This window comes from Planococcus dechangensis (assembly GCF_042654465.1).
Classification (GTDB): Bacteria; Bacillota; Bacilli; order Bacillales_A; family Planococcaceae; genus Planococcus; species Planococcus dechangensis.
In genome coordinates this window covers 1,605,725-1,625,482 of sequence record NZ_JBHSGL010000005.1, presented here as the reverse complement: position 1 = coordinate 1,625,482, position 19,758 = coordinate 1,605,725, and the positions used below count along the sequence as shown (strand labels likewise).

At 48.8% G+C, this 19,758-nt stretch carries 18 protein-coding genes; 11 read left to right on the top strand and 7 right to left on the bottom strand.

The genetic code is table 11. The features are described 5' to 3' along the window. The first annotated feature begins 36 nt into the window (after nt 1-36). The gene (locus ACFO5U_RS11140; protein WP_377279138.1) at nt 37-471 is read left to right on the top strand and encodes a DUF4357 domain-containing protein; all 435 of its coding nucleotides are present in this window, start codon (nt 37-39) and stop codon (nt 469-471) included. Nucleotides 472-1,162: 691 nt separating this feature from the next. Here ACFO5U_RS11140 and ACFO5U_RS11135 read toward each other — a convergent pair. Continuing rightward, entirely contained in the window at nt 1,163-1,777 is a 615-nt protein-coding gene (locus ACFO5U_RS11135) for a DUF5626 family protein (protein ID WP_377279137.1), read from the bottom strand. 296 nt (nt 1,778-2,073) lie between these two features. Between ACFO5U_RS11135 and ACFO5U_RS11130 the strand changes: the two genes are divergently transcribed. The 6 genes from ACFO5U_RS11130 to ACFO5U_RS11105 all read left to right on the top strand — a co-directional run bounded on the left by ACFO5U_RS11130 (nt 2,074) and on the right by ACFO5U_RS11105 (nt 8,047). After that, on the top strand, nt 2,074-2,949 hold the full coding sequence (locus tag ACFO5U_RS11130) for a helix-turn-helix domain-containing protein (RefSeq protein WP_377279136.1): 876 nt from the start codon (nt 2,074-2,076) through the stop codon (nt 2,947-2,949). 228 nt (nt 2,950-3,177) lie between these two features. Further along, entirely contained in the window at nt 3,178-3,531 is a 354-nt protein-coding gene (locus tag ACFO5U_RS11125; RefSeq protein ID WP_377279135.1) for a hypothetical protein, read from the top strand. A gap of 194 nt (nt 3,532-3,725) precedes the next feature. Next, nucleotides 3,726-4,796 (top strand): aldo/keto reductase, encoded by a 1,071-nt coding sequence (locus ACFO5U_RS11120; RefSeq protein ID WP_377279134.1) that lies wholly within the window; start codon nt 3,726-3,728, stop codon nt 4,794-4,796. A gap of 104 nt (nt 4,797-4,900) precedes the next feature. Further along, nucleotides 4,901-5,035, top strand: a complete 135-nt coding sequence (locus ACFO5U_RS11115) for a hypothetical protein (protein ID WP_377279133.1) — start codon at nt 4,901-4,903, stop codon at nt 5,033-5,035. Nucleotides 5,036-5,132: 97 nt separating this feature from the next. Next, nucleotides 5,133-6,758, top strand: coding sequence for a ribosomal protection-like ABC-F family protein (gene abc-f, locus ACFO5U_RS11110; RefSeq protein WP_377279132.1), 1,626 nt, complete (start codon nt 5,133-5,135; stop codon nt 6,756-6,758). Between the two features lie 185 nt (nt 6,759-6,943). After that, nucleotides 6,944-8,047 carry an MBL fold metallo-hydrolase gene (locus ACFO5U_RS11105; protein WP_377279495.1) on the top strand — a complete coding sequence of 368 codons (1,104 nt, stop codon included), beginning with the start codon at nt 6,944-6,946 and terminating at the stop codon, nt 8,045-8,047. Nucleotides 8,048-8,136: 89 nt separating this feature from the next. On the opposite strand, the gene ACFO5U_RS11100 is transcribed toward ACFO5U_RS11105, so the two are convergent. Further along, complete coding sequence (locus ACFO5U_RS11100) at nt 8,137-8,430, bottom strand: hypothetical protein (RefSeq protein WP_377279131.1); 294 nt, start codon at nt 8,428-8,430, stop codon at nt 8,137-8,139. A 186-nt stretch (nt 8,431-8,616) separates the two neighbouring features. Continuing rightward, entirely contained in the window at nt 8,617-9,216 is a 600-nt protein-coding gene (locus tag ACFO5U_RS11095) for a hypothetical protein (RefSeq protein WP_377279130.1), read from the bottom strand. Nucleotides 9,217-9,324: 108 nt separating this feature from the next. Here ACFO5U_RS11095 and ACFO5U_RS11090 point away from each other — a divergent pair, with 108 nt between their 5' ends. Then, a complete protein-coding gene (locus ACFO5U_RS11090) occupies nt 9,325-9,711 on the top strand; it encodes an RDD family protein (protein WP_377279129.1) in 387 nt (128 codons plus the stop codon). 82 nt (nt 9,712-9,793) lie between these two features. Here the strand turns inward: ACFO5U_RS11090 and ACFO5U_RS11085 are convergent, their stop codons facing one another. Next, entirely contained in the window at nt 9,794-11,071 is a 1,278-nt protein-coding gene (locus ACFO5U_RS11085) for an alpha/beta hydrolase (RefSeq protein WP_377279128.1), read from the bottom strand. A 173-nt stretch (nt 11,072-11,244) separates the two neighbouring features. Here ACFO5U_RS11085 and ACFO5U_RS11080 point away from each other — a divergent pair, with 173 nt between their 5' ends. Further along, on the top strand, nt 11,245-12,303 hold the full coding sequence (locus ACFO5U_RS11080; RefSeq protein WP_377279127.1) for an LLM class flavin-dependent oxidoreductase: 1,059 nt from the start codon (nt 11,245-11,247) through the stop codon (nt 12,301-12,303). A gap of 41 nt (nt 12,304-12,344) precedes the next feature. Here the strand turns inward: ACFO5U_RS11080 and ACFO5U_RS11075 are convergent, their stop codons facing one another. The 3 genes from ACFO5U_RS11075 to ACFO5U_RS11065 all read right to left on the bottom strand — a co-directional run bounded on the left by ACFO5U_RS11075 (nt 12,345) and on the right by ACFO5U_RS11065 (nt 16,546). Continuing rightward, nucleotides 12,345-15,506: a bifunctional diguanylate cyclase/phosphodiesterase gene (locus tag ACFO5U_RS11075; protein WP_377279126.1), complete on the bottom strand. Its 3,162-nt coding sequence runs from the start codon at nt 15,504-15,506 to the stop codon at nt 12,345-12,347. A gap of 163 nt (nt 15,507-15,669) precedes the next feature. Continuing rightward, the gene (locus tag ACFO5U_RS11070; RefSeq protein ID WP_377279125.1) at nt 15,670-15,969 is read right to left on the bottom strand and encodes a hypothetical protein; all 300 of its coding nucleotides are present in this window, start codon (nt 15,967-15,969) and stop codon (nt 15,670-15,672) included. A 106-nt stretch (nt 15,970-16,075) separates the two neighbouring features. Next, the gene (locus tag ACFO5U_RS11065; protein WP_377279124.1) at nt 16,076-16,546 is read right to left on the bottom strand and encodes a DinB family protein; all 471 of its coding nucleotides are present in this window, start codon (nt 16,544-16,546) and stop codon (nt 16,076-16,078) included. Nucleotides 16,547-16,751: 205 nt separating this feature from the next. Here ACFO5U_RS11065 and ACFO5U_RS11060 point away from each other — a divergent pair, with 205 nt between their 5' ends. Continuing rightward, nucleotides 16,752-18,110, top strand: coding sequence for a copper amine oxidase (locus ACFO5U_RS11060; protein ID WP_377279123.1), 1,359 nt, complete (start codon nt 16,752-16,754; stop codon nt 18,108-18,110). A gap of 228 nt (nt 18,111-18,338) precedes the next feature. Next, a complete protein-coding gene (locus ACFO5U_RS11055) occupies nt 18,339-19,208 on the top strand; it encodes a DMT family transporter (protein WP_377279122.1) in 870 nt (289 codons plus the stop codon). The last annotated feature ends 550 nt before the right edge of the window (nt 19,209-19,758 follow it).

The window sequence follows — 19,758 nt, the reverse complement described above, 5'->3', positions numbered from 1 at the left end:
AATGAAAGGCATTTTATTCAGATGGGAGAGAATCTGATGGAAAAAGAGTATTATGTAGAGGCTGTGGAGCATCCGGTGTTTCAGGAAGTGTACCGTTTTTATGAGCTGGATCCGGCGACAGGGGAAGAAGTGGCGGTCGATCCGTTCGATAGCGGGATGGTCAGGCGCTATCAGGAGGCGCCGCCGGATTTGTTTTACATCACCTCGAAGCGCGGGGCGGATGCGAGCGGGTTTTATCAGGGCGAGCAATTTATCGTGCAGCGCGGATCGAAGTTTGCCGCGACGACTTCGCCGAAATGCCCGAAGCGCTATGTGAAGATGCGCGAAGAATTGCTCTTGTCGGGCAAACTGACGCCGCTCGGTAAGCAGTTTTTGGTGATGGAGGATCTCGAATTCGCCTCGCCTTTGCTTGCGGTGGGTGTGGCGATCGGCGGATGGGCTAAGGGTGCGCATGATTGGAAGAAAATTTAACTCTCAAAAATTGAATATGCGTGCGGTATGAAAAATCCCTTTGTGTCATAAGCCAATCACTCAAAAGCTCAACCAATCTTCTGGTTGAGCTCTTTTTTGTGCAAAAAAACGTCGCGCTTTGCAATGATATTAATTCTGTTTCTCAAGGTCCGAAAGCTGAGGGTATTGATTGTCCAGGAATTGACGTATATAACGCCCTTAGTAACTCTGGAAAAAGAAAAAGACGCCTACTTGTGTGTCGGCTATTACTAGTAATTCGCCATGGCAGCGTGGAAGCAATGAAAGAGAAACGGTCATCTGCGTGAACTCTTTCCGAAGAAAACCGGGTTTGAGGATGTAAAGCTGAGGTGAGATTGAGGGAAACCCTTCATGAAAATATCAGGATTGGAAAACAGCCACTGAAGCCTTTGAAGAAGAACTGTTACACCTAATTTCACAAACTATTTATATAATTAAGTAAGAATAATTTTTTTTGAAATCAAAATCAAATAAATCCTTTAGTTTGATATAAATAAAATAGTCCTAATCATTTCTTACTGAAATGATTAGGACACGACATTAATTTGATTTCTGAGGTTTATTCTTATAAGCCTTTATTGAATACAAGATTATAGCAACAACTAAAACGATAAAACCAACTAACAATATATTAGCAGCTCCGATGATTGACATATTTATCGCCTACCTTTCTTTAATATTTTGCTGATGTAGTTAACGTGCTCCCGGAAACTGATGCAGTAAGGCGGATACTAATACTAGCAAAAGAATTAAATAAGTTTGCAGTAGAAGTATATTCAGCTCTCGTAGAAGTGAAGGTGAATTTACGATTATTTTCAGTATACCCTACGAACATAGTCCACAAGTCATAAGCTCGTGTTATCTTAGTAGAAGAACTTGTACGACTAACGTTTATAAAATATTCCATATTTATACTACCGGAATAAATATAAATTTTCCAAGTGGAGGTACCAAGTTTAATAGTGTTTGTTCGTGTTAGATTTGAGAGTATTCCAATGTCTCCTCCACTGTTAATTACTGAATCATCTAATTCATAGATCACAGGTTCCGCTCCATAAGTTACTTCCTCACCATTTTCACCAATAAATACAAACTCTTGTTTTTCAGCTTTTGTTAAGTCAAATTCCACTTCTTCCGAAAAAGGGTTATGATGAATTCCTTTGCCATTCTCTAGACCTTTGCCGTTTCCAAAACCATTCCCATTTGCAAAAGCTGATGGCGATATAGTAATTGAGACTAAAATAAGTGTAATCATTAATGTTATGAACCTTTTAAGATTAAAATTCAATGTAATCCTCCTAGTACTTTATTTTTGTTGAATATTATTCTGGATTTTAATTCAGGAAAGAACTAATTTGATTTTAAAATCAATAAATTGTAAATTAAATCTAATTGTAAAACTAATTTAGGTATAAATAACTAAAAAATAAATTTTAACAACATCCTATAAACCAGTCTGCTAGTATTTTAATTAGTTCCACATTCTCACCTCATCCCCACTTCCCTGTGACTTTATTCTAAAGTGGATATAGATATAGGTTGTTATAATAATCACATATTATTATTTTTATAAGGAGCGTACAGATGGATTATGAAATAGGTACGGTAATTAAGGAAATAAGGAAATCTAAAAATTATAGTCAATCCAAAGTGTCGAAAGGAATTATGCATCAAACTAATTACTCTAAATTTGAATTAGGAGAAATTGAAATTAGTTATGATAAGTTTAAAAAGCTTTTAGTTAATTTAGAATTGGATATCATAGAGTTTGAATATCTATATGCTTTGAGAACCCATTCTCATAGACAGAATATAATTCATTATTTTTATAAATTAAGATTTATAGATGAAGAAATATTAAATCAGCTTATTAAAGATTCTACGAAATACTTAGAAAATAATTCAGATCGTTTTATTAATGATATACATAATGTCTGTAAAGCATTAATAGAGGTAAAAGGTGATAATTTTGATGTGGCTAAGAGCTATGGTTATAAAATATGGGAGAGACTGGAACGTTCAGACAACTGGTATTTATCAGATATTAAATTAATCAATAGCATTCTATTTTTATTTCCAGTAGAAACAGCTGAACATATTACTGAATTTGCTTTAAAGCAAGGGCTTAAATATGATCATCATCCTGAATATGAAAATATATTTTTACCTTTCAAATACAATTTAGTTCATCTGTTATTAAGAGGAAACAGAATTGAAGAGGCAAAGTCTTTAAACGAGGAAGTATTGCATACTTTTAAAGAGAAGAAGCTATATACTCAGGTTGCTTTGTGTAAATTACGTAAGGGTTTAATAGAATTGCACTTAAATAAAACAGAATCCTCAAAAGGCTTGTTAGAAAATGCATATCTAATTGCTGAAGTGTTGAATGATAAAGAATTAACTATGAAATTAAAAAAAGAAGAAATCTATGTTAATAGTATTCTTTCAACGAATGCATGAGTTACTTTACTTATGTTCAAGTTCGAAAGGATGACATAATTATTATTAATACTGTGAAACAACAAATTTCGAAGTTGCTGTCACTTGTCCATATACGGAAAAGCAGATTCCTTCCGATTATCAGCATGTCGACGCGTTAGTTTTGCTAAAGAAGTTGTGGCTATATTTGGGGATGTATTTATGTTTACACTAAGATAAGAAACAATCTAACTGAAAAGAGGGATTGAGATGACTTTGACCAAAATTTCCATGCCGGACGCTATCCGCATTGAAAAGATTCGGCGCAATGGGACGGAGATCGGGGAGCTCCTTGGCAATGACAATTTCGCGGCGCTCGGCAGTGAGCTGCAAAGCGTATTCCGGGACGGCTACCAGATCAAATTTGTCACCGTCAACGGCTTGAAAAATTTGCTGCGCATCAAGTTCGGCAAAGAAGCCGGTAGTGATTTCACCGAAACCGAGCAAGGACTTGTCGGAATTGCTTTAACGGATGAAGAGGCAGCGGCAGTCCGCCAGATGTTGAGCTCGAATTGCTTGTTCGAACAAGAAGCTGAAGGGACGTTCCGCGTACTTTGGCGTTAGATGGTGTGTGTTTGAAGTTCTGTGCTAGACGAAAAAAGCGGCTGAAGCAATTTGCTTTGGCCGCTTTTTTTATGTTGCCTAATTGTCCTCTAGCTGAATACGCGGGGTTTTAAAAGCGTGTTTGTCAGGGAGGGTTCAGCGGGTAGAGAACAACTGTCAGAAAAAAACAGTTCGTAAACAGGAGGCTCTCTAGTATGGATTATATAAATCTAGGCAAATCGGGGCTGCGCGTCCCAAAATACATTCTCGGCACGGTTCCGTTCAGCGGCACGAACGGTTTTGAAGCAGCAGGCAATGTCCAGGAAGACGAAGCGAGCCGCATGATCGACATGTCGCTCGAGGCAGGCATCAATATGTTCGATACCGCCAACTTGTATTCACAAGGCGATGCTGAGCGCGTATTGGGCGCCGCGATACGCGGCAAGCGCGACAAGCTGTTGTTGACGTCGAAGACCGGCTTTCCGCTCGGTTCGCATCCGAATGAGCGCGGGGCGTCGCGCAATAATTTGCTGACGTCGATCGATGAATCGCTCGAGCGTCTCGGCACGGATTATTTGGATGTCTATTTCGTCCATTTATGGGACGGACAGACGCCGGTTGAAGAAACCGTCGAGACGATGAACGGCTTGATCAAAGCGGGCAAAATCCGTCATTGGGGCGTGTCGAACTACAGCGGCTGGGCGCTCGGGAAGACGCACACCTATGCGGAACAAAACGGCATGATTCCGCCCGCCACGCAGCAAATTTACTATTCACCCGAAGCGCGCGAAGCGGAGTATGAGCTGCTGACGGCAGGTGCCGAACTCGGGGTCAGCTCAATGATCTGGAGCCCGCTCGGTGAAGGCTTGCTGAACGGCAAAATCGGCCGTGGCAAACAAGCGCCGAAAGATACGCGCCAAGGCGGCGGCTGGCCGGAGCCTTGGGTGTACGACCAGGAGCGCCTGAATAACGTCATCGATGCGCTCGAACAAGTGGCCGGCAACTATAACGCCAGCGTGCCGCAAATCGCTTACGCGTGGGTGCGCGACCGTCCGAATGTCGGGCCGCTCGTCATCGCAGCGCGCAACGAACAGCAGCTGAAAGAAAACATCGCATCCTACGACATTCAATTGACAGGGGATGAACACGATTTGATCGAGAAAACAGCACGGCCGGCACCGTTCTATCCGAATTGGCACCGTGCGATGAGCGCGCCAGACATGGCGAGCCCGTCTGAGATCGGTTATTTGCAAGGTTATCGGAAATCGATGGGGATCGACGAATAGTGTTTAGCCCGGTACGCGTTTGCGTGCATAATCGATTTTTTTATTTCCTATCCAGCATTATTATGGTAATATTAAGACAATTAAACGAAACGGAGGTGACAAGAATGGGGAAATGTGCTGCGGTGATGGGTGTGAAGATGGAGGGAGCTTTGTATTTCACACGTGTCATTACGTTTGATTTGGCGCCGACGGGAGAAGTCCGTCCTTTTTTAGCCAATTTAAACATTACGCGCAGCTGATATCTGACATTCTTTTCACTTATTGTGGAAGACTGCTCGGTTGATGAGCGGTCTTTTTTTGTACCGATTTTTCAGCTGCGCCCTGGAGGCGTAAACGATGCAGATCAAAGCACAACAACTAGCCAAATCAATCGGCGGCAACGCTATTTTTACGGATATTTCGATGGAGATCAATGCAAAAGAACGCATTGCGCTGGTCGGGCGCAACGGCAGCGGCAAGACGACGCTGTTCGAATTGTTAGCGGGAATTGAAGAGCCGGATGCCGGCATCATCATCCGCACGAAGAATACACAGATCGGCTACCTGCACCAAATTCCGCATTACCCGGATTACAAGGTGTACGACGTAATGAATGAGGGATTCAGTGAGCTGCACGCGATGCAGCAGCGACTGAGCGCACTCGAGCAGCAATTGTCTGACGGTGCGGACGAGCGGGTGCTGCGTCAATACGGCGAGCTGCAGGAGCAGTTTCTCGAGTCCGGCGGCTATGACACCGAATCGAAAATCGCGGCGGTCGCAAACGGTCTCGGCTTGGCTGCGTTGACCAATCAGCTGTTCGAGTCGCTGAGCGGCGGCGAGAAGACGAAAGTTATGCTCGCGCAGCTTATTTTGCGGCAGCCGAGTGTCTTGCTGCTTGATGAACCGACCAATCATTTGGATTTGTCGGCGATCGAGTGGCTGGAGCATTACCTGGAGTATTACAGCGGCACGGTCGTCGTCATTTCGCATGATCGTCAGTTTTTGAACCATGTCGTACACAAAGTATATGAGATTGAAGACGGTGTAATATGGGAAAGTAAAGGCGATTACGACGATTATTTACGCAATAAGCAGGCGAAGATGGAGCAGCAGTTTGCCGATTACAAAGAACAGCAAAAGAAAATCCAGAAAATCAAAGAATCGATCCGCCGCCTGCGCCAATGGGCGAACGAAGCCTCGCCGCCGAATCCGGATCTGTTCCGCAAAGCGAAAATGATGGAGAAGATGCTCGAGCGCATGGAACTGGTCAAACGGCCAGCTGCGGAAAAGGCAATGAAACTCAAGCTGCAGGCCAATGACCGCAGCGGCAAGCGGGTCTTTGAGCTGAGCGATGTGTTCCACGGCTACGGCGACGATATTTTGTTCGCCGATGTGGAGTTGTCGGTCTACTGGCAGGACCGGTTGGCGATCGTCGGCGACAACGGCACCGGCAAATCGACTTTGCTGAAGATTTTACTGGGTGAGATCGAGCCGGTCAGCGGGGAAGTGCGCCGCGGCAGCAACGTCAAGATCGGCTATCTCGCGCAGCAGTTCGAAGGGTTCGACGGCAACGATCGCGTCATCGAAGCGTTCCGCAGCACCCTGTCGGTGACAGAAGGCGACGCGCGCCATTTGCTCGCACAATTCCTGTTCTACGGCCACGATGTCTTCAAGCGGGTCAAGGATTTGAGCGGCGGCGAAAAGATGCGCCTGCGTCTCGCGCAGCTTATGCAAGAAGAGTGCAATGTGCTTGTGTTGGATGAGCCGACCAACCATTTGGACATCGAATCGCGCGAAGTGCTGGAAGAAACGCTGAAAAACTTCAACGGCACGATCATCGCCATTAGCCATGACCGTTATTTCCTCGAAAAGCTGTTCACGAAAATCGCCTGGATCGATGGCCAAACACTGACGCTGCATGAGGGTTCGTATAGCTGGGCATCGGAAAAGCACAAGCTGCGAAGCGGTGCTTTGCAAGGGTGAGGGAAATCTGCCGCTTTTGAACACCAAGTTCCTGGCTAGCTGGCCGGGAACTTTTTCATGTTTTTCCAGTTGCCCAATTCCGTCAACTGTCCAATGGCAATCAATGCCGCTATACTGAAAGCAGGAAGTTTCGAGGCAGGCCTCGTGAAAATACATATTTATGTGGAGGATCAATGAAGAAATTTATGGTGTATTCATTCATAACGCTCATTCTGCTTACCATAACGGGGGTTATATTTTTGGCGACGCACAATCCGCTCGGAAAATCACCGAGTAAAGAGCAACAGCAAGCATTCGCGCAATTGGACAATTACAAAGACGGGAAATTCGTCAACGTATCGCACAGTGAGACCAACATCAGATTTTCGGAAGGGCTGTCGATGCTGCGGGACTCTATCTTTTCGGACGATACCGAGCGCGAACCGGCAGGGGAACTGCCAGTGGAGCCACTCGATTGGGACAACATCCGAAGCGGGCAGGATAGTTTGACCTGGTTTGGGCATTCCACTTATTTATTGAGCATGGACGGCAAAAAACTGTTCATCGACCCGATGCTCGGGCCAAGGGCATCGCCCATCTCGTTTGCCGGTGGAAGCAAACGCTATAGTGAGGACTGGCTTGGTATAATCGATGACTTGCCGCCGATTGATGCGGTGTTGCTGACGCACGATCATTACGACCATCTCGATTATGAATCGATCAAAGCGCTCGAATCCAAAGTGGCGCATTTCTTTGTGCCGCTTGGCGTCAGCGCCCACCTTGAAAGCTGGGGAGTAGATCACGAGCGCATCACCGAACTGAACTGGTGGGACGAGACGCAGCTTGACGGATTGACGCTCGCCCTCACCCCGTCCAAGCATTTTTCGGGCAGGGGTTTGTTTAACCGCAATTCGACTTTATGGGGCGGATGGGTCGTGTTAAGTGAAGACGCGCGCTTCTATACGAGCGGCGACGGCGGCTATGACAGCCATTTCAAAGATATCGGCGAGGCATACGGCCCGTTTGATATCGCCCTGATGGAAGGCGGCCAGTACAATGAGCGCTGGGAGTCGTCCCATATGACACCGGAACAAGCGGTCCAGGCGCATCTCGATGTGCAGGGCGAAACGATGATGCTCGTGCACTGGGCGGCGTTCACGCTGGCGTTCCACAGCTGGACGGATCCGGTCGAGCGGGCATTGCCGGAAGCGGAGCGCTTAGGCGCGCGCTTGATCACCCCGAAAATCGGCGAAACCTTGTCGCTCGACAAGCTCGGTTCGTATTCTTCCGAGCGCTGGTGGGAACAATAAGCAGTCCCGACTGCACATAGAAGAACAAAAAAGGAAGAAACCTATATACTGGTTTCTTCCTTTCTTGTCGTGGCGGTATTTTTCTTGTATTACTTGGCATATACATCAGAAGCGATAGTGTAATCGAATTCCGATGGTGTATCGAAAGTGCCGACCTGCACATATTGCCCTTGTTGCAGTTCTTCGAATGAACGGATGGTTCCGCTGAATTTGGTGTCATCGTTGAGGAAGATTTCGACTACGTCCGATTCTGCTTCTTCGCCTTCTGAAGGCAATTCCAACAGGAAACTGGCGTCTGTCTTTTCAATGACCGTGCCCTCGAATGTTCCGCAAGCGCTCAATATCAGCAGCATAAAGGCCAGTAAAACAAGCAGCTTCTTCATTATTCTCACACTCCCAATTTCCGATAAGATGGTAAATTAAGTATATCAAAGACTTCTTAGAGAAGTTGAATAATATGAATATTCTTTCAAATAAACAAGCAAGGGGACATCAACGCGTATCAAAAAAGCTGTTTTTTGCCCCAAATAAAAAAACGTTCCTGATCCAATGATCGGGAACGTCTTAGTTTAAGAGGGGCGTTTGCGGTTGAACAATAACACCAATATCGGCCCGACGACCGGCAAGATGGCCAGTGGCTTGAACTTTGCTGAGGGTTCGAAACGATATATGGAATAAATTGATAAGCCCCATAAGACGAGCCAGTCGACCGTCATGACTGACACCAGGCTCGAGGTGCGGAACGCTTCTGCATAGGCTTCAAGTGAAAAGCCGCGCAACACGGTCAGGAAATTAATAATGCTGATGGCGGCGACAAATAGCAGCCATGCTTTTGAACGCAGGATGCGGTGCAGTGTTTCCGGGCCGCGACGCTTTTTTTCCGGCGGCTTGGTGCCGAATGCGAAATACAGCAGCAGTGAAAAGGCCCCGACGCCAAACGACACCAGTGCGAACGGCCACGCCGGCCAGCGCAAGCGGTCATTCGGGATGAGTAGCGTCAAAAAGACCAGCGGGAAGATGCCGAGCGAATTGAATACTGCGAGCACAAGCGGATCGACCCCTTCCCAGTCGCCTAACAAGAGCGCGCCGAACTCGATGCCTCCGGAACCCGAAGGCGCCAAGAAGACGGCGTAGCCGATCAGCAGGAGCCAAAGAACGAGAAATACCATGCATGTCACCTCATTGCAGTTTTTTCCATCATAACGCATACGTCGCCAACTGTCTTTGACGAGCCGAAACGGTATACTGGAAATAACTTCAATAAAGGAGGAGTCAAGATGAATAATCTAATGAAAAAACGCGGCAAGGCATTAGCGATTGATATGGCGGTATCGGGCGCATTAACCGCCGTCGTGGAGCCGCTTCTCCGCAAGAAAATCAAACAGGAATGGGTGCATGCGCTGGTGACGCCGACCGTTTTGTTCTGGGGGCTCGAGTATCTTCAATTGAAGACGCGCGGCCAGACGCTCGGACAAAAAGCGCAAGGCATCAAGATCGAGAGCACGGGCGGTGGCGAGCTGACGGATGTGCAGATCTTCAAGCGGCTGGCACATCGCGATTCGATCATGCCGCTTGAGTGGTTCCGTGAACGCAGGCAGAATCATAGCGCGCAAATGCCGCATGACCGTTTTGCGCATACTTTTGTAAGAGAAATCGATCAGTAAAAAGGCAAAAGAGGAAGAAGCCCGTCAGCTTCTTCCTCTTTTTGCTTTCTCTAACAATTGATATTCATAGCGCCCAGCCGGCTTAATGATCGTTCAAAAATGCCGTTATGCCGTCGATCAGCCCGTCTGCTAGCGGCAAGTCCGGGTCGCCGTAAGCTTTGCGGTTTTCCTCTTCGCTGTCCGCAACGGGTTTCAGTACGTGGTTCATGCCGTCGATCACCAGCAGTTCGCCATCCGGCGTTTTCGCTTTATAGAGCAGCTCCGCATCGCTTGCGGGCACTTGCAAGTCACGCGTGCCGCCGACAAATAATGCCGGGGCGTCGAGTTTCGCCACTTCTACGAGCGGGTCATGGGCCATCCATGACTGCAAATACGGCTGCACACTCGGGCGGAACACCGGCTGCAGTTCAGAGCTCACGCTATCGACGGTGCGTCCTGCTTCGAGTTGTTCGAGAATCTGTTCAGCTTCTTCAAGCTGTTCTGCCGGCAGGGAGGCCAATTGCTCTCTCAGCAGTTCGCCGGAAGGCCGTCCGACACCTGTCAGCGACACATAGGAATCGACGCCTTCTTCGTTCGAGGCGATCAAGCCGATGAGTGCGCCTTCGCTATGGCCGATGACCGATACGTCCGCGAAGCGTTCGTCTTGCTTCGCAAAACGGATCCAGGCCCCGGCATCTTTTGTAAAGTCTTCAAAGCGCAGATCTTCTTCCTCTATGCCGATCTCCATATTGTCGCCGATGCCGCGCTTATCATAGCGGATGACGGCGATTCCTTGCTCGGCGAGCTGTTCTCCGATCATTTTCAAGCTATTGTTCTTGCCGGGGAATCCGACCGAGTTGCCGTCTTTATCGGTCGGGCCTGATCCTGCGATCAAGATAGCGACAGGGTGTGGCCCGTCGCCTTCAGGCAGATCCACAACGGCGTTCATCATGCCGCCTTCTACCTCTGTTTCCACGGCGTTTTCAGGTTCTTCAGGGGGTGTCTGGGCAGCAGGTTTAAGCTCAAAAGGAAATGATTTGCCTTGCTGGGTGAATGTGCCGGCAATGGTCTCTGTTCCGAGCTGGCCTTCGAATAACAGCCGCTGTCCTTGCAAGTCGACATCGAATGCCACACTTGGGTCTTCAATTTTTACCGTCGATAACGGATAGTTGGTGACGCCTTGCGACGGGATGCTCAAGCTGCCGCTGTCATCAGCAAACGTGAGGACAATCGGAATGGCTTGTTCCGGCACTTCGATGGTTCCTTCCCATGTGCCGTCAATGGCCGATTTTTCTTCTTCTGTTGGTTCGTCGTCTCTGTTTCCGCAGCCGGCGGCGAGCAGCAGCATTGCAAGCATGACAGCAAGTGTCCGGATTTTCATGTTGTTTCCTCCCACGTGTTGTGAATTGCCTGTTCAGTATAACATTCAGCAGATGGCGATTTCCTGTATCGGGCAGCGCGCGGTTTCAGTCGAATGGATGATTTCCTTCAGGCTTCCTTGCCCGCTATACTGAAGGGGTGCTAAGAAAAATGCAAGGCGAAAGGACGGAGAGCATGGAACAATATCGCATCAATCCGGACAACGGTCTGGAATTCGGCATTTATACACTCGGCGATCATTTGCCGGATCCACATACAGGACAGCGCCAGTCGGAAGGCGAGAGGGTCCGCGAGATTATTCGCTTCGCACAGCTCGCTGAACAGGCGGGCGTCGACTTTTTCAGCGTCGGTGAAAGCCACCAGGAGTATTTTGCAACTCAAGCGCATTCGGTCGTCTTGGCGGCGATTGCGCAGGCGACAACCAACATCAAAGTCTCGAGCTCTTCGACGATCATCAGTACATCTGATCCCGTGCGCGTCTTTGAAGATTTCGCGACCATTGATTTGATCTCGCAGGGACGCGCGGAAATTATCGCCGGCCGTGCATCGCGTGTCGGGCTGTTCGATTTGCTTGGCTACGATATCCGCTATTACGAGGAATTATACGAAGAAAAATTCGAGCTGTTGCTCGACATCAATAAACAACAAACCATCAATTGGAACGGCCGCTTCCGCGCATCATTAAAAGACGCGCAGATTCTGCCGCGGCCCGAATCGGGGGCGCTGCCGATTTGGCGTGCTGTCGGCGGGCATCCGTCAAGCGCCGTCAAAGCAGGACGTACCGGTGTGCCGATGATGCTCGCAACACTTGGCGGCCCGGCGGAAACTTTTAAGACGACAATCAATGCATACCGCAATGCCGCAAACGCAGCGGGCCACGATGCAGCGCAATTGCCGGTCGCGACTGCCGGTTTTTTCAACGCCGCAGAAACGACACAGCAGGCCATCGCGGAATATTATCCACATGTGGATAAAGGGATGGTCAAAACGAACGGCCGCGGTTATCCACAAGAAGCATTCGCACACGGCGCGACGAAAGAAAGTGTCATGAACATCGGCAGCCCGCAGCAGATCATCGAGAAAATATTGTATCAGCACGAACTGTTCGGCCATCAGCGCTATATCGCACAAATGGATTTCGGCGGTGTGCCGATGGAACGGCTGGAGCGCAACTTGGAACTGCTCGCAACAGAAATTTTGCCGGCCGTCCGCAAGTACACACGCAAAGAGTAACCAACAAAAAGCACGCAGCCCGTCCTAGGCTGCGTGCTTTTTTACTGTCCTTTTTCCGAAACTTTCTGCGGTGCTTCGCTAAGAAACGCATCGATGCTTCCCGGCGGCAGCGGGCGGCTGAACAAATAGCCTTGCCCGACTACGCCGAACGGTTTCAACAGTTCCGCTTGTTCTTCCAGCTCGATGCCTTCGACGACGATGCGGGCGTTGAGGTTTTTGCCGACTTCGATAATGGCGGCAAGGATGAACAAATTGCGCCGGTTGATGAGCACTTCATCCATCAAAGATTTATCGATTTTCAGCGTATCGATCTCGATGTTTTTGATTATATTCAGCGAAGAATAGCCGGCGCCAAAATCATCGATGGCTATGCGCAGGCCAAGCTCTTTCAGCTCGCAGATGACGCGTGCCGAGTGTTCGATATCGAGCATGACGCTCTCGGTGATTTCAATTTCAAAATGTCGCGGATCGACGTGTTCCTCTTCGAAGATGGCGCGTACTTTTTGGCTGAAGTCCGGATCTTTGAACTGGCGTGCGGATACATTCACCGAAATGTTTGCCGAAGCCTTGCCGAGCGCATGAAAGCGTTTTGTGTCGCGGCATGCTTGGCGCAGCACCCATTCGCCGATCGGCACGATGAGTCCGGTTTCTTCAGCGACCGGGATGAATTCAGACGGCGGAACATTGCCGAGTGGCGACTGCCAGCGCAGCAATGCTTCGTAGCCGATGACTTGCCCGCTTGCTAAATTGATCTGCGGCTGGTAATGAAGCGCGAATTGTTGTTCGTCGAGTGCTTTTTTCAGGGCTTGTTCCAAATGATTGCGGCGCGTCATCAAGCTGTCGAGTTCGCGTGTGAATAGCTGGTAATTGTTTTTGCCGTTTTGCTTTGCGGAATACATCGCGAAATCGGCTTCTTTGATGAGCGATTCGCCATCGCTTTCACAGCCGGTCTGGACAGCGATGCCGATGCTCAATGTCACGTTGAATTCCTGTCCGAGCAACTGCACCGGCTCATGCATCCCGTGCAAAATGGTGTCGGCAAGCTCATAGGCTTGCGCTTCATCCGTATTTTCCGAAACGATGATGAATTCATCTCCGCCAAAGCGCGAAATTGCATCATTCGGCCCGAGGCAGGAATGGATGCGGCTTGCGACGATTTTCAGGAACTGGTCGCCGCCGAAATGGCCAAGCAGGTCGTTGACGGTTTTGAAATCGTCGAAATCGATCAACAATACGGCGATCTTCTGTTGACGTTCTTCGGTTCTCCCGAGCACTTTGCGGATGTTTTGGTAAAACCAATGGCGGTTTGGCAGTCCGGTCAGCTGATCGGTAAAGGCAAGCTCGTTGATTTGCTGTTCGTTTATTTTCTTATCCGTGATGTCGCGGACGATTGCGAAAACGCCGTCGATCTCGCCGTTTTTGCGTTTCGGCACAGCGTTGATGTCGACATCGATCACCATGCCGTCTTTGCGCTTGATGCGCTGCTCGAAATTCACTGCATCGCCTGCGAGTGCTGCGGCGAAGAAATATTGGACACGCTCAAGCCCATTGGCGATGAGCGGCGAGAAATGAAGTCCAATCATTTCATCGAGTGTATAGCCGCTTACCTTTTCAGTCATGGCATTGGCATGGACAAAACGCCCGTCCCAGTCAATTTCAAACACGGCATCGAGATTGTAATCAAACAGCGAACGGTATTTTTCCTCACTTTCGGCAAGCAGCGAGAGGGCTTGTTTTTCTGCCGAGATGTCTTTGGCAATGCCGTAGACTCCGGTCACTGCGCCGTCAACTAGAATCGGCATATTGGTAATATGGAGCGATACGCGGCGTCCTGTTTTATGGATGCCGACCGTTTCATAGTTTTGCGTGGTGCCGCCAAGTGCGAGACGGAACTTCGCTGCGGTCGCATCGAGCTGGCAGTCTTCAATGACACTGTGAAACGTCGTCGAGGTCAGCTCCTCGCGTGTATAGCCGAGCAATTGTTCAGAGGCATCGTTGACGTCAATCAAGCGGCCAGTTGAATCCATTGAATAAATGCCATCTGGGTTGTTTTGGAACAAGGACTCGAAGCGCTGGCGGTTGAATTCGAGTTCGCGGCTTACTTGTTTTTGTTCGGTGATGTCACGGATCAATAATTGGGAAGCGGCATTGCCCTCAAACTCGATGCCCATACCTGTCACTTCCACTTCATGGATCTTGCCGTTCGGGGTGACCCATAATTGTTCGGCCGGCTTGACGCTATGGCCTTTGCTCATCCATTGGATGCGCTCGCTGGCGAGTTCCTGATAATCCGGGTGGACGTAATTGATTACGCTTGTGCCGATCAAGTGAGCGGAATCGGTTTCACCGAACATTCGCAGGCAGGCATCATTGACGTATAATAATAGGCCGTTGCTGTGGATGGCGATCGCTTCCGGCGACATATCAGCGAGCCGTCGGAAACGCCGTTCGCTTTCACGGATTTTTTTCAAATAACGTTGTTCATTGATCAACTGCTTGCGGTCGAGATATGCCAAGTAACCGGCGATGCCAAGCAGCAGCATAATCAATGCCGTGACGACAAAAGCAAGCCCCATATTGGTGAATGACGATGGTCCGGCAGGCGTTGCCGAGTAGCTGATAGCTTGCATGCCGGTATAATGGGCCGCTGAAATCATCACGCCGAGGATGATGGCACTGATGAGTTTCCGGAAAGACGAGTCGGGCGTTTCGCGGTTGCGGGTGAAAACGCGCAACGCGATGAGCGATACGCCGAATGCGATCAACACCGATAGCGCGAATGGAAGTGCATGGAATAGCGGGATGCCGACAGCCCGTGCAGCGGCCATGCCAGTATAATGCATGAACAATACGCCGAAGCCGATGAAAAATCCGCTGAACAACAGCCGTGATTTGGACGGATGCGGCAAGCGCAGCATGTAAAAAGCCGGAAATGCAGCGCCGATCGCCCCGATCAGCGATATGCCCAGCAGAAAGGGATTGTATTGCACAGGTGCGGACGAGTGGTGGGTCAAGATGCCGATGAAATGCATCGAAAAGATGCCCATGCCGAAAACGATTGAACTGCCAGCGATCCACAATAAAGGGCGCGTGCGGCTTTTGTCGGTAATGCGGCCGATCAATAAAAGAGCGATATAGGAAGCAGCGATGGCTGTCAGAATGGATAATACGATGAACGCCAAGCTCGCAGGGTCTAGGGGCATAAAAGACAGTCCTTTCTCAGACATGTTATGGGGCAATTATACCGCATATGACCGAACGAAAAGTGAAGAAAATATACCCATTTTAATTATATTTATATGAAATTTATGGAAATATTTAATAAACTCATAAAAAAAGAACTCAATATCTGAGTTCTAAAGAGTGTTACTGGTTGCGGCGCTGGCGATGATGCTCAATGGCATCGCTGATTTCCCGGACCGCCTCCATTTTCGTGCCTGTTCCTTGGATGCGGCGGCACCATAGAAATGCGGAAACTGCTTTGGCTGGGGGGTGTTCGATGACGAGAATATTATAGGGCGGGCCTTCTGTCCCGTCAGCCGGAACGAGGTAAGCCGAATAAAGCGTCGTTTCCACAATCACTCGCCGTACCGGAAAATCCTCGCCGAGTGTATCCGGGTCGAGTTCCTCGATGCGGGACAAATCCTTTTCATTTAATGATGACATGCAAAACACCTGACTTTCTGCAGTTTGAGGGCTGAAGCTGATGATGGAATTAGATCAATTAATTATCCATACCCGCTCCTGCCACCTGTAAGCCCATCCCGGAAATTCATTCAAATAGTGCAAAGTCTGTTTGCTTGCCAAGGCAATGGACGAGCATAGCGTGCAGTTGACCGCGGTGATGGGCCACGTGAACCAGCGTTTCGAGGAGCCATTCATAACGGCTATACGTCACACCCCAATACGAGGTGCACGGTTCAAAGAGCTGTTCTTCGGTCAATGGAAGATAAAAAGCTTGCAAGCGTTCAAAGTTACGGATCAATTCGGTTTTGGCTTGTTGCAAGGTGACGGGTGCTGCGGCTGCATAATATGCGGACATATCCTTTTCGCTCGCACCGTCCGCGATGCGCCGGTCTGCTTCGCAGATGAGTGCGATGTGCCCAACGAGCTCGCCGATGGAGAATTTTCCGTCAGTCGGCCGGGTGTCCCATTCGCTTTCTTCTATAGAAGAGATCAGTTCGGCCACTGACTGAATCGCAATCTCCAGTTGATGGAATGCTTGTGTGTTGTAGCTATTCATATGCATGCTCCTGTCTGTGGGGTTTCATTCAGCATAGCATTAGAGAAGGGGCTAGAGGAGCAATAGGGAGCAATATTTCCGCGGGATCCGGTAAACAAATAAATGGATTTGAATAATTTAAAAAATTTTTTGAAAAAAAGTGATCTAAGTTGATCTGTCCTCCGTTGGGTAAGTAGAACAACAAAAAACAACAGAGGAGAGATGGATGATGAAAATGAATAAATTGATGGTGGCCTTGCCGATGAGCTTGGCTCTACTTGTACCGACAGCAGCACTTGCAGATGATCATGGAAGCCACGCAGCAACAGAGCAAATGGAGGCGCCGACAGCAACGAAAGCGGCAGAACTTCGAATCGCACTTGATACCATTTTGACGGAGCATGCGTTCCTCGCAGTCGAAACCATGCAAAAAGGAATTGACGGAGCGGAAGACTTCGACCAGGCATCAGCCGCATTGCTGGCGAATTCCGATGACCTGGCAGCAGCTGTGACTTCGGTCTACGGTGAAGAAGGCGGAGCAGCATTTCTTGAAATCTGGAATTCCCATATCGGCTATTTCGTTGATTACGTTGTCGCAACAGGCGAAGGCGACGAGGACGGCCGTGCGAAAGCAATAGCTGACTTGGAAGAATACAAAACAGAGCAAGCGCAATTCTTTGATACTGCAACAGAAAGTCGTTTACCTGAAGCTGCAGTAAAAGAAGGCTTGGATGCACACGTTGATCAATTGATCACGTCATTCAACGCTTATGCAGAAGGCGATTTTGAAACAGCTTATGCTACAGAGCGCGAGTCGATCCACCACATGAGCATGTTTGCTGAAACTTTATCAATCGCGATCACGGATCAATTTCCGGATCAGTTCGATAACACAAACCCGGACACTCCAGCAGTGGATCTGCGTGCAGGATTGAACATGATCTTCACGGAACACGCTGGACTTGCGGCAATGGCGATGCAAGATGGCGTTGATGGAGCTGAAAGCTTCGACCAGGCAGCAGGGGCACTTCTTGCCAATGCTGATGATCTATCAGCAGCAGTCGGGTCGGTTTACGGTGACGAAGCGGGCGAGGCATTCTCAGAAGTCTGGGGATCTCACATCGGTTACTTTGTTGACTATGTAACAGCAACTGCAGAAGAAAACACAGAAGGCCAGGAACAAGCGAAAGCGGATCTTGACGAGTATATCGTCGAGCAAGCAGCGCTTCTTGATGCAGCAACTGAAGGCCGCGTACCGGCTGATGCACTCGAAGAAGGCTTGACAGCACACGTTGACCAATTGCTTGTAGCTTTTGACAGCTACGTGGCAGGCGATTACGAAACTGCTTATGCATCAATTCGCGAAGCTTATGCGCATATGACAATGCCGGCAGCTGGATTGTCTGCAGCGATTACAGATCAGTTCCCTGAAGAGTTCGGCGAAGCGGCAATGCCATCTGAAATGCCCGCAACGGGCATGGGCGGCATGAGCGGCAACTCCACAGCGCCATTCCTATGGGTCCTTGCTGGATTGCTCTTGGCAGCACTGATCACGACAGTAAGCGTACGTGCTAGAAAACAATAATTGATTGACCTGAAAGCTGGAGAGGCGAATCGCCTCTCCGGCTTTGTTTGTTGTCGACTGGGATAGGGTACGGGATTTGCGGCAACTGGATAGCTGGTAAAGGTTTATAGGAAATATGTAGGAAATGAGTTTAGCCGGCTAAGGTTCGGGAAATGTGTGGGAACAACAAAAGGTTTATCGTCTCTTTTCGAAGCTGAGTGATAAAAAAGATGAACACAGGAGGCTGTGATGAAGTTTTCAGGAAGTGCAATGATCATTCTGGCTGCTATTTGTTGGGGGATCACTGGAGGGCTTGCGGATATATTGATGGGCAAGGGCTGGGATCCTCTTGTTATTTCATTTTACCGAGGGGTGATAGGCTTAGCTTTTTTTCTGGTTTGGCTGTTGGTCAGTCGAAAAGACCATAGTGGCTTTTCGGCTTCTCTCGTTTTGTGGTCTGTCGTGGCGGGTATCGGTGTTGCGGGTAATTTTACGTTTTATTTCCTAAGCATCCAATCTGCAAGTGTCCCGGTCGCTGCGACTTTGATGTATACCGCTCCGTTATTTGTGTTGCTCATATCTTTTTTGTTTCGGCTGGAACGGTCAACTTGGTTTAAATGGGCGTGTATTTTCAGTGTGCTGATTGGAATCGTGTTATTGACTGAGGCGTATGATGCGGGTTCCGGCACGGTGAATTTTATAGGGGTAGCGACTGGTCTTGGCGCAGGGCTATCGTACGCTTTGTTTATTTTCGGTTTTAAAAATGCATCGGCACGAGGCAAGCCGCAAATGGTATTGGTCATTGCTTTCCTTGCTTTCTGCGTCATTTTATCCTTGTTGGTGAATTTCCAAGAAGCTGCATCCGTGCCCGTTTCTAGTGATGTCGGCTGGTTTGTTGCGATTGGGATCATCGGCGCCGGCTTGTCTTTTGCGCTTTATACGATTGGCATCAGGCAAACAGAGGCTTCGACGGCATCGATGATTGCGATGGTGGAGCCGGTGACTGCTTCGTTGTTCGGGATTTTGTTGCTGAACGAGGAATTGTCGCTGGTTCAATTGCTTGGCATGGCGGTTATTCTTCTGACCGTTACGACGTTGAGTGTCAAAAAAGGGGATTGAGAAGCTGATCGGGGCGAGTTGGAGTTTAGGTGCGTTCAATCAGATCTGCTTTTTAGTGAGTTGCCGGCTAGTGGGGGAATCGCTTCCTAGGTCTAGCTTAGATGAAGAGATGTAGGGTTTTGTTGTGGAACTGTTCCGTTGTTCTCTTAGGGCAACTCCCGAGTATTCGCCGCCCGGCTTTGGGATGGCCTCATGCAATGAGCCAAGAAAACCACTTGTCTCATTGCATCGGCTCACCCGTATGCGCTAGGCGGCTGAGTGATTTCATTGTGTGCAGATGGTTTAACTAGATCTGCTTTTTGATGAGTTGCTGGCTAGTGGGGGAATCGCTTCCTAGGTCTAGCTTAGATGAAGAGATGTAGGGTTTTGTTGTGGAACTGTTCCGTTGTTCTCTTAGGGCAACTCCCGAGTATTCGCCGCCTTGCTTTGGGATGGCCTCATGCAATGAGCCAAGAAAACCACTTGTCTCATTACGTCGGCTCATCCGTATGCGCTAGGCGGCTGAGAGATTTCATTGTGTGCAGATGGTTTAACTAGATCTGCTTTTTGA

Excerpts from the sequence above, each read along its gene's own strand:
- ACFO5U_RS11070 (WP_377279125.1), bottom strand. The coding sequence starts at position 15,969 with ATGTCATCATTAAATGAAAAGGATTTGTCCCGCATCGAGGAACTCGAC.
- ACFO5U_RS11130 (WP_377279136.1), top strand. The coding sequence starts at position 2,074 with ATGGATTATGAAATAGGTACGGTAATTAAGGAAATAAGGAAATCTAAA.
- ACFO5U_RS11060 (WP_377279123.1), top strand. The coding sequence starts at position 16,752 with ATGATGAAAATGAATAAATTGATGGTGGCCTTGCCGATGAGCTTGGCT.
- ACFO5U_RS11075 (WP_377279126.1), bottom strand. The coding sequence starts at position 15,506 with ATGCCCCTAGACCCTGCGAGCTTGGCGTTCATCGTATTATCCATTCTG.
- ACFO5U_RS11090 (WP_377279129.1), top strand. The coding sequence starts at position 9,325 with ATGAATAATCTAATGAAAAAACGCGGCAAGGCATTAGCGATTGATATG.
- ACFO5U_RS11125 (WP_377279135.1), top strand. The coding sequence starts at position 3,178 with ATGACTTTGACCAAAATTTCCATGCCGGACGCTATCCGCATTGAAAAG.
- ACFO5U_RS11080 (WP_377279127.1), top strand. The coding sequence starts at position 11,245 with ATGGAACAATATCGCATCAATCCGGACAACGGTCTGGAATTCGGCATT.
- ACFO5U_RS11085 (WP_377279128.1), bottom strand. The coding sequence starts at position 11,071 with ATGAAAATCCGGACACTTGCTGTCATGCTTGCAATGCTGCTGCTCGCC.
- ACFO5U_RS11105 (WP_377279495.1), top strand. The coding sequence starts at position 6,944 with ATGGTGTATTCATTCATAACGCTCATTCTGCTTACCATAACGGGGGTT.
- ACFO5U_RS11120 (WP_377279134.1), top strand. The coding sequence starts at position 3,726 with ATGGATTATATAAATCTAGGCAAATCGGGGCTGCGCGTCCCAAAATAC.
- ACFO5U_RS11095 (WP_377279130.1), bottom strand. The coding sequence starts at position 9,216 with ATGGTATTTCTCGTTCTTTGGCTCCTGCTGATCGGCTACGCCGTCTTC.
- abc-f (WP_377279132.1), top strand. The coding sequence starts at position 5,133 with ATGCAGATCAAAGCACAACAACTAGCCAAATCAATCGGCGGCAACGCT.
- ACFO5U_RS11100 (WP_377279131.1), bottom strand. The coding sequence starts at position 8,430 with ATGAAGAAGCTGCTTGTTTTACTGGCCTTTATGCTGCTGATATTGAGC.
- ACFO5U_RS11055 (WP_377279122.1), top strand. The coding sequence starts at position 18,339 with ATGAAGTTTTCAGGAAGTGCAATGATCATTCTGGCTGCTATTTGTTGG.
- ACFO5U_RS11140 (WP_377279138.1), top strand. The coding sequence starts at position 37 with ATGGAAAAAGAGTATTATGTAGAGGCTGTGGAGCATCCGGTGTTTCAG.
- ACFO5U_RS11115 (WP_377279133.1), top strand. The coding sequence starts at position 4,901 with ATGGGGAAATGTGCTGCGGTGATGGGTGTGAAGATGGAGGGAGCTTTG.
- ACFO5U_RS11065 (WP_377279124.1), bottom strand. The coding sequence starts at position 16,546 with ATGAATAGCTACAACACACAAGCATTCCATCAACTGGAGATTGCGATT.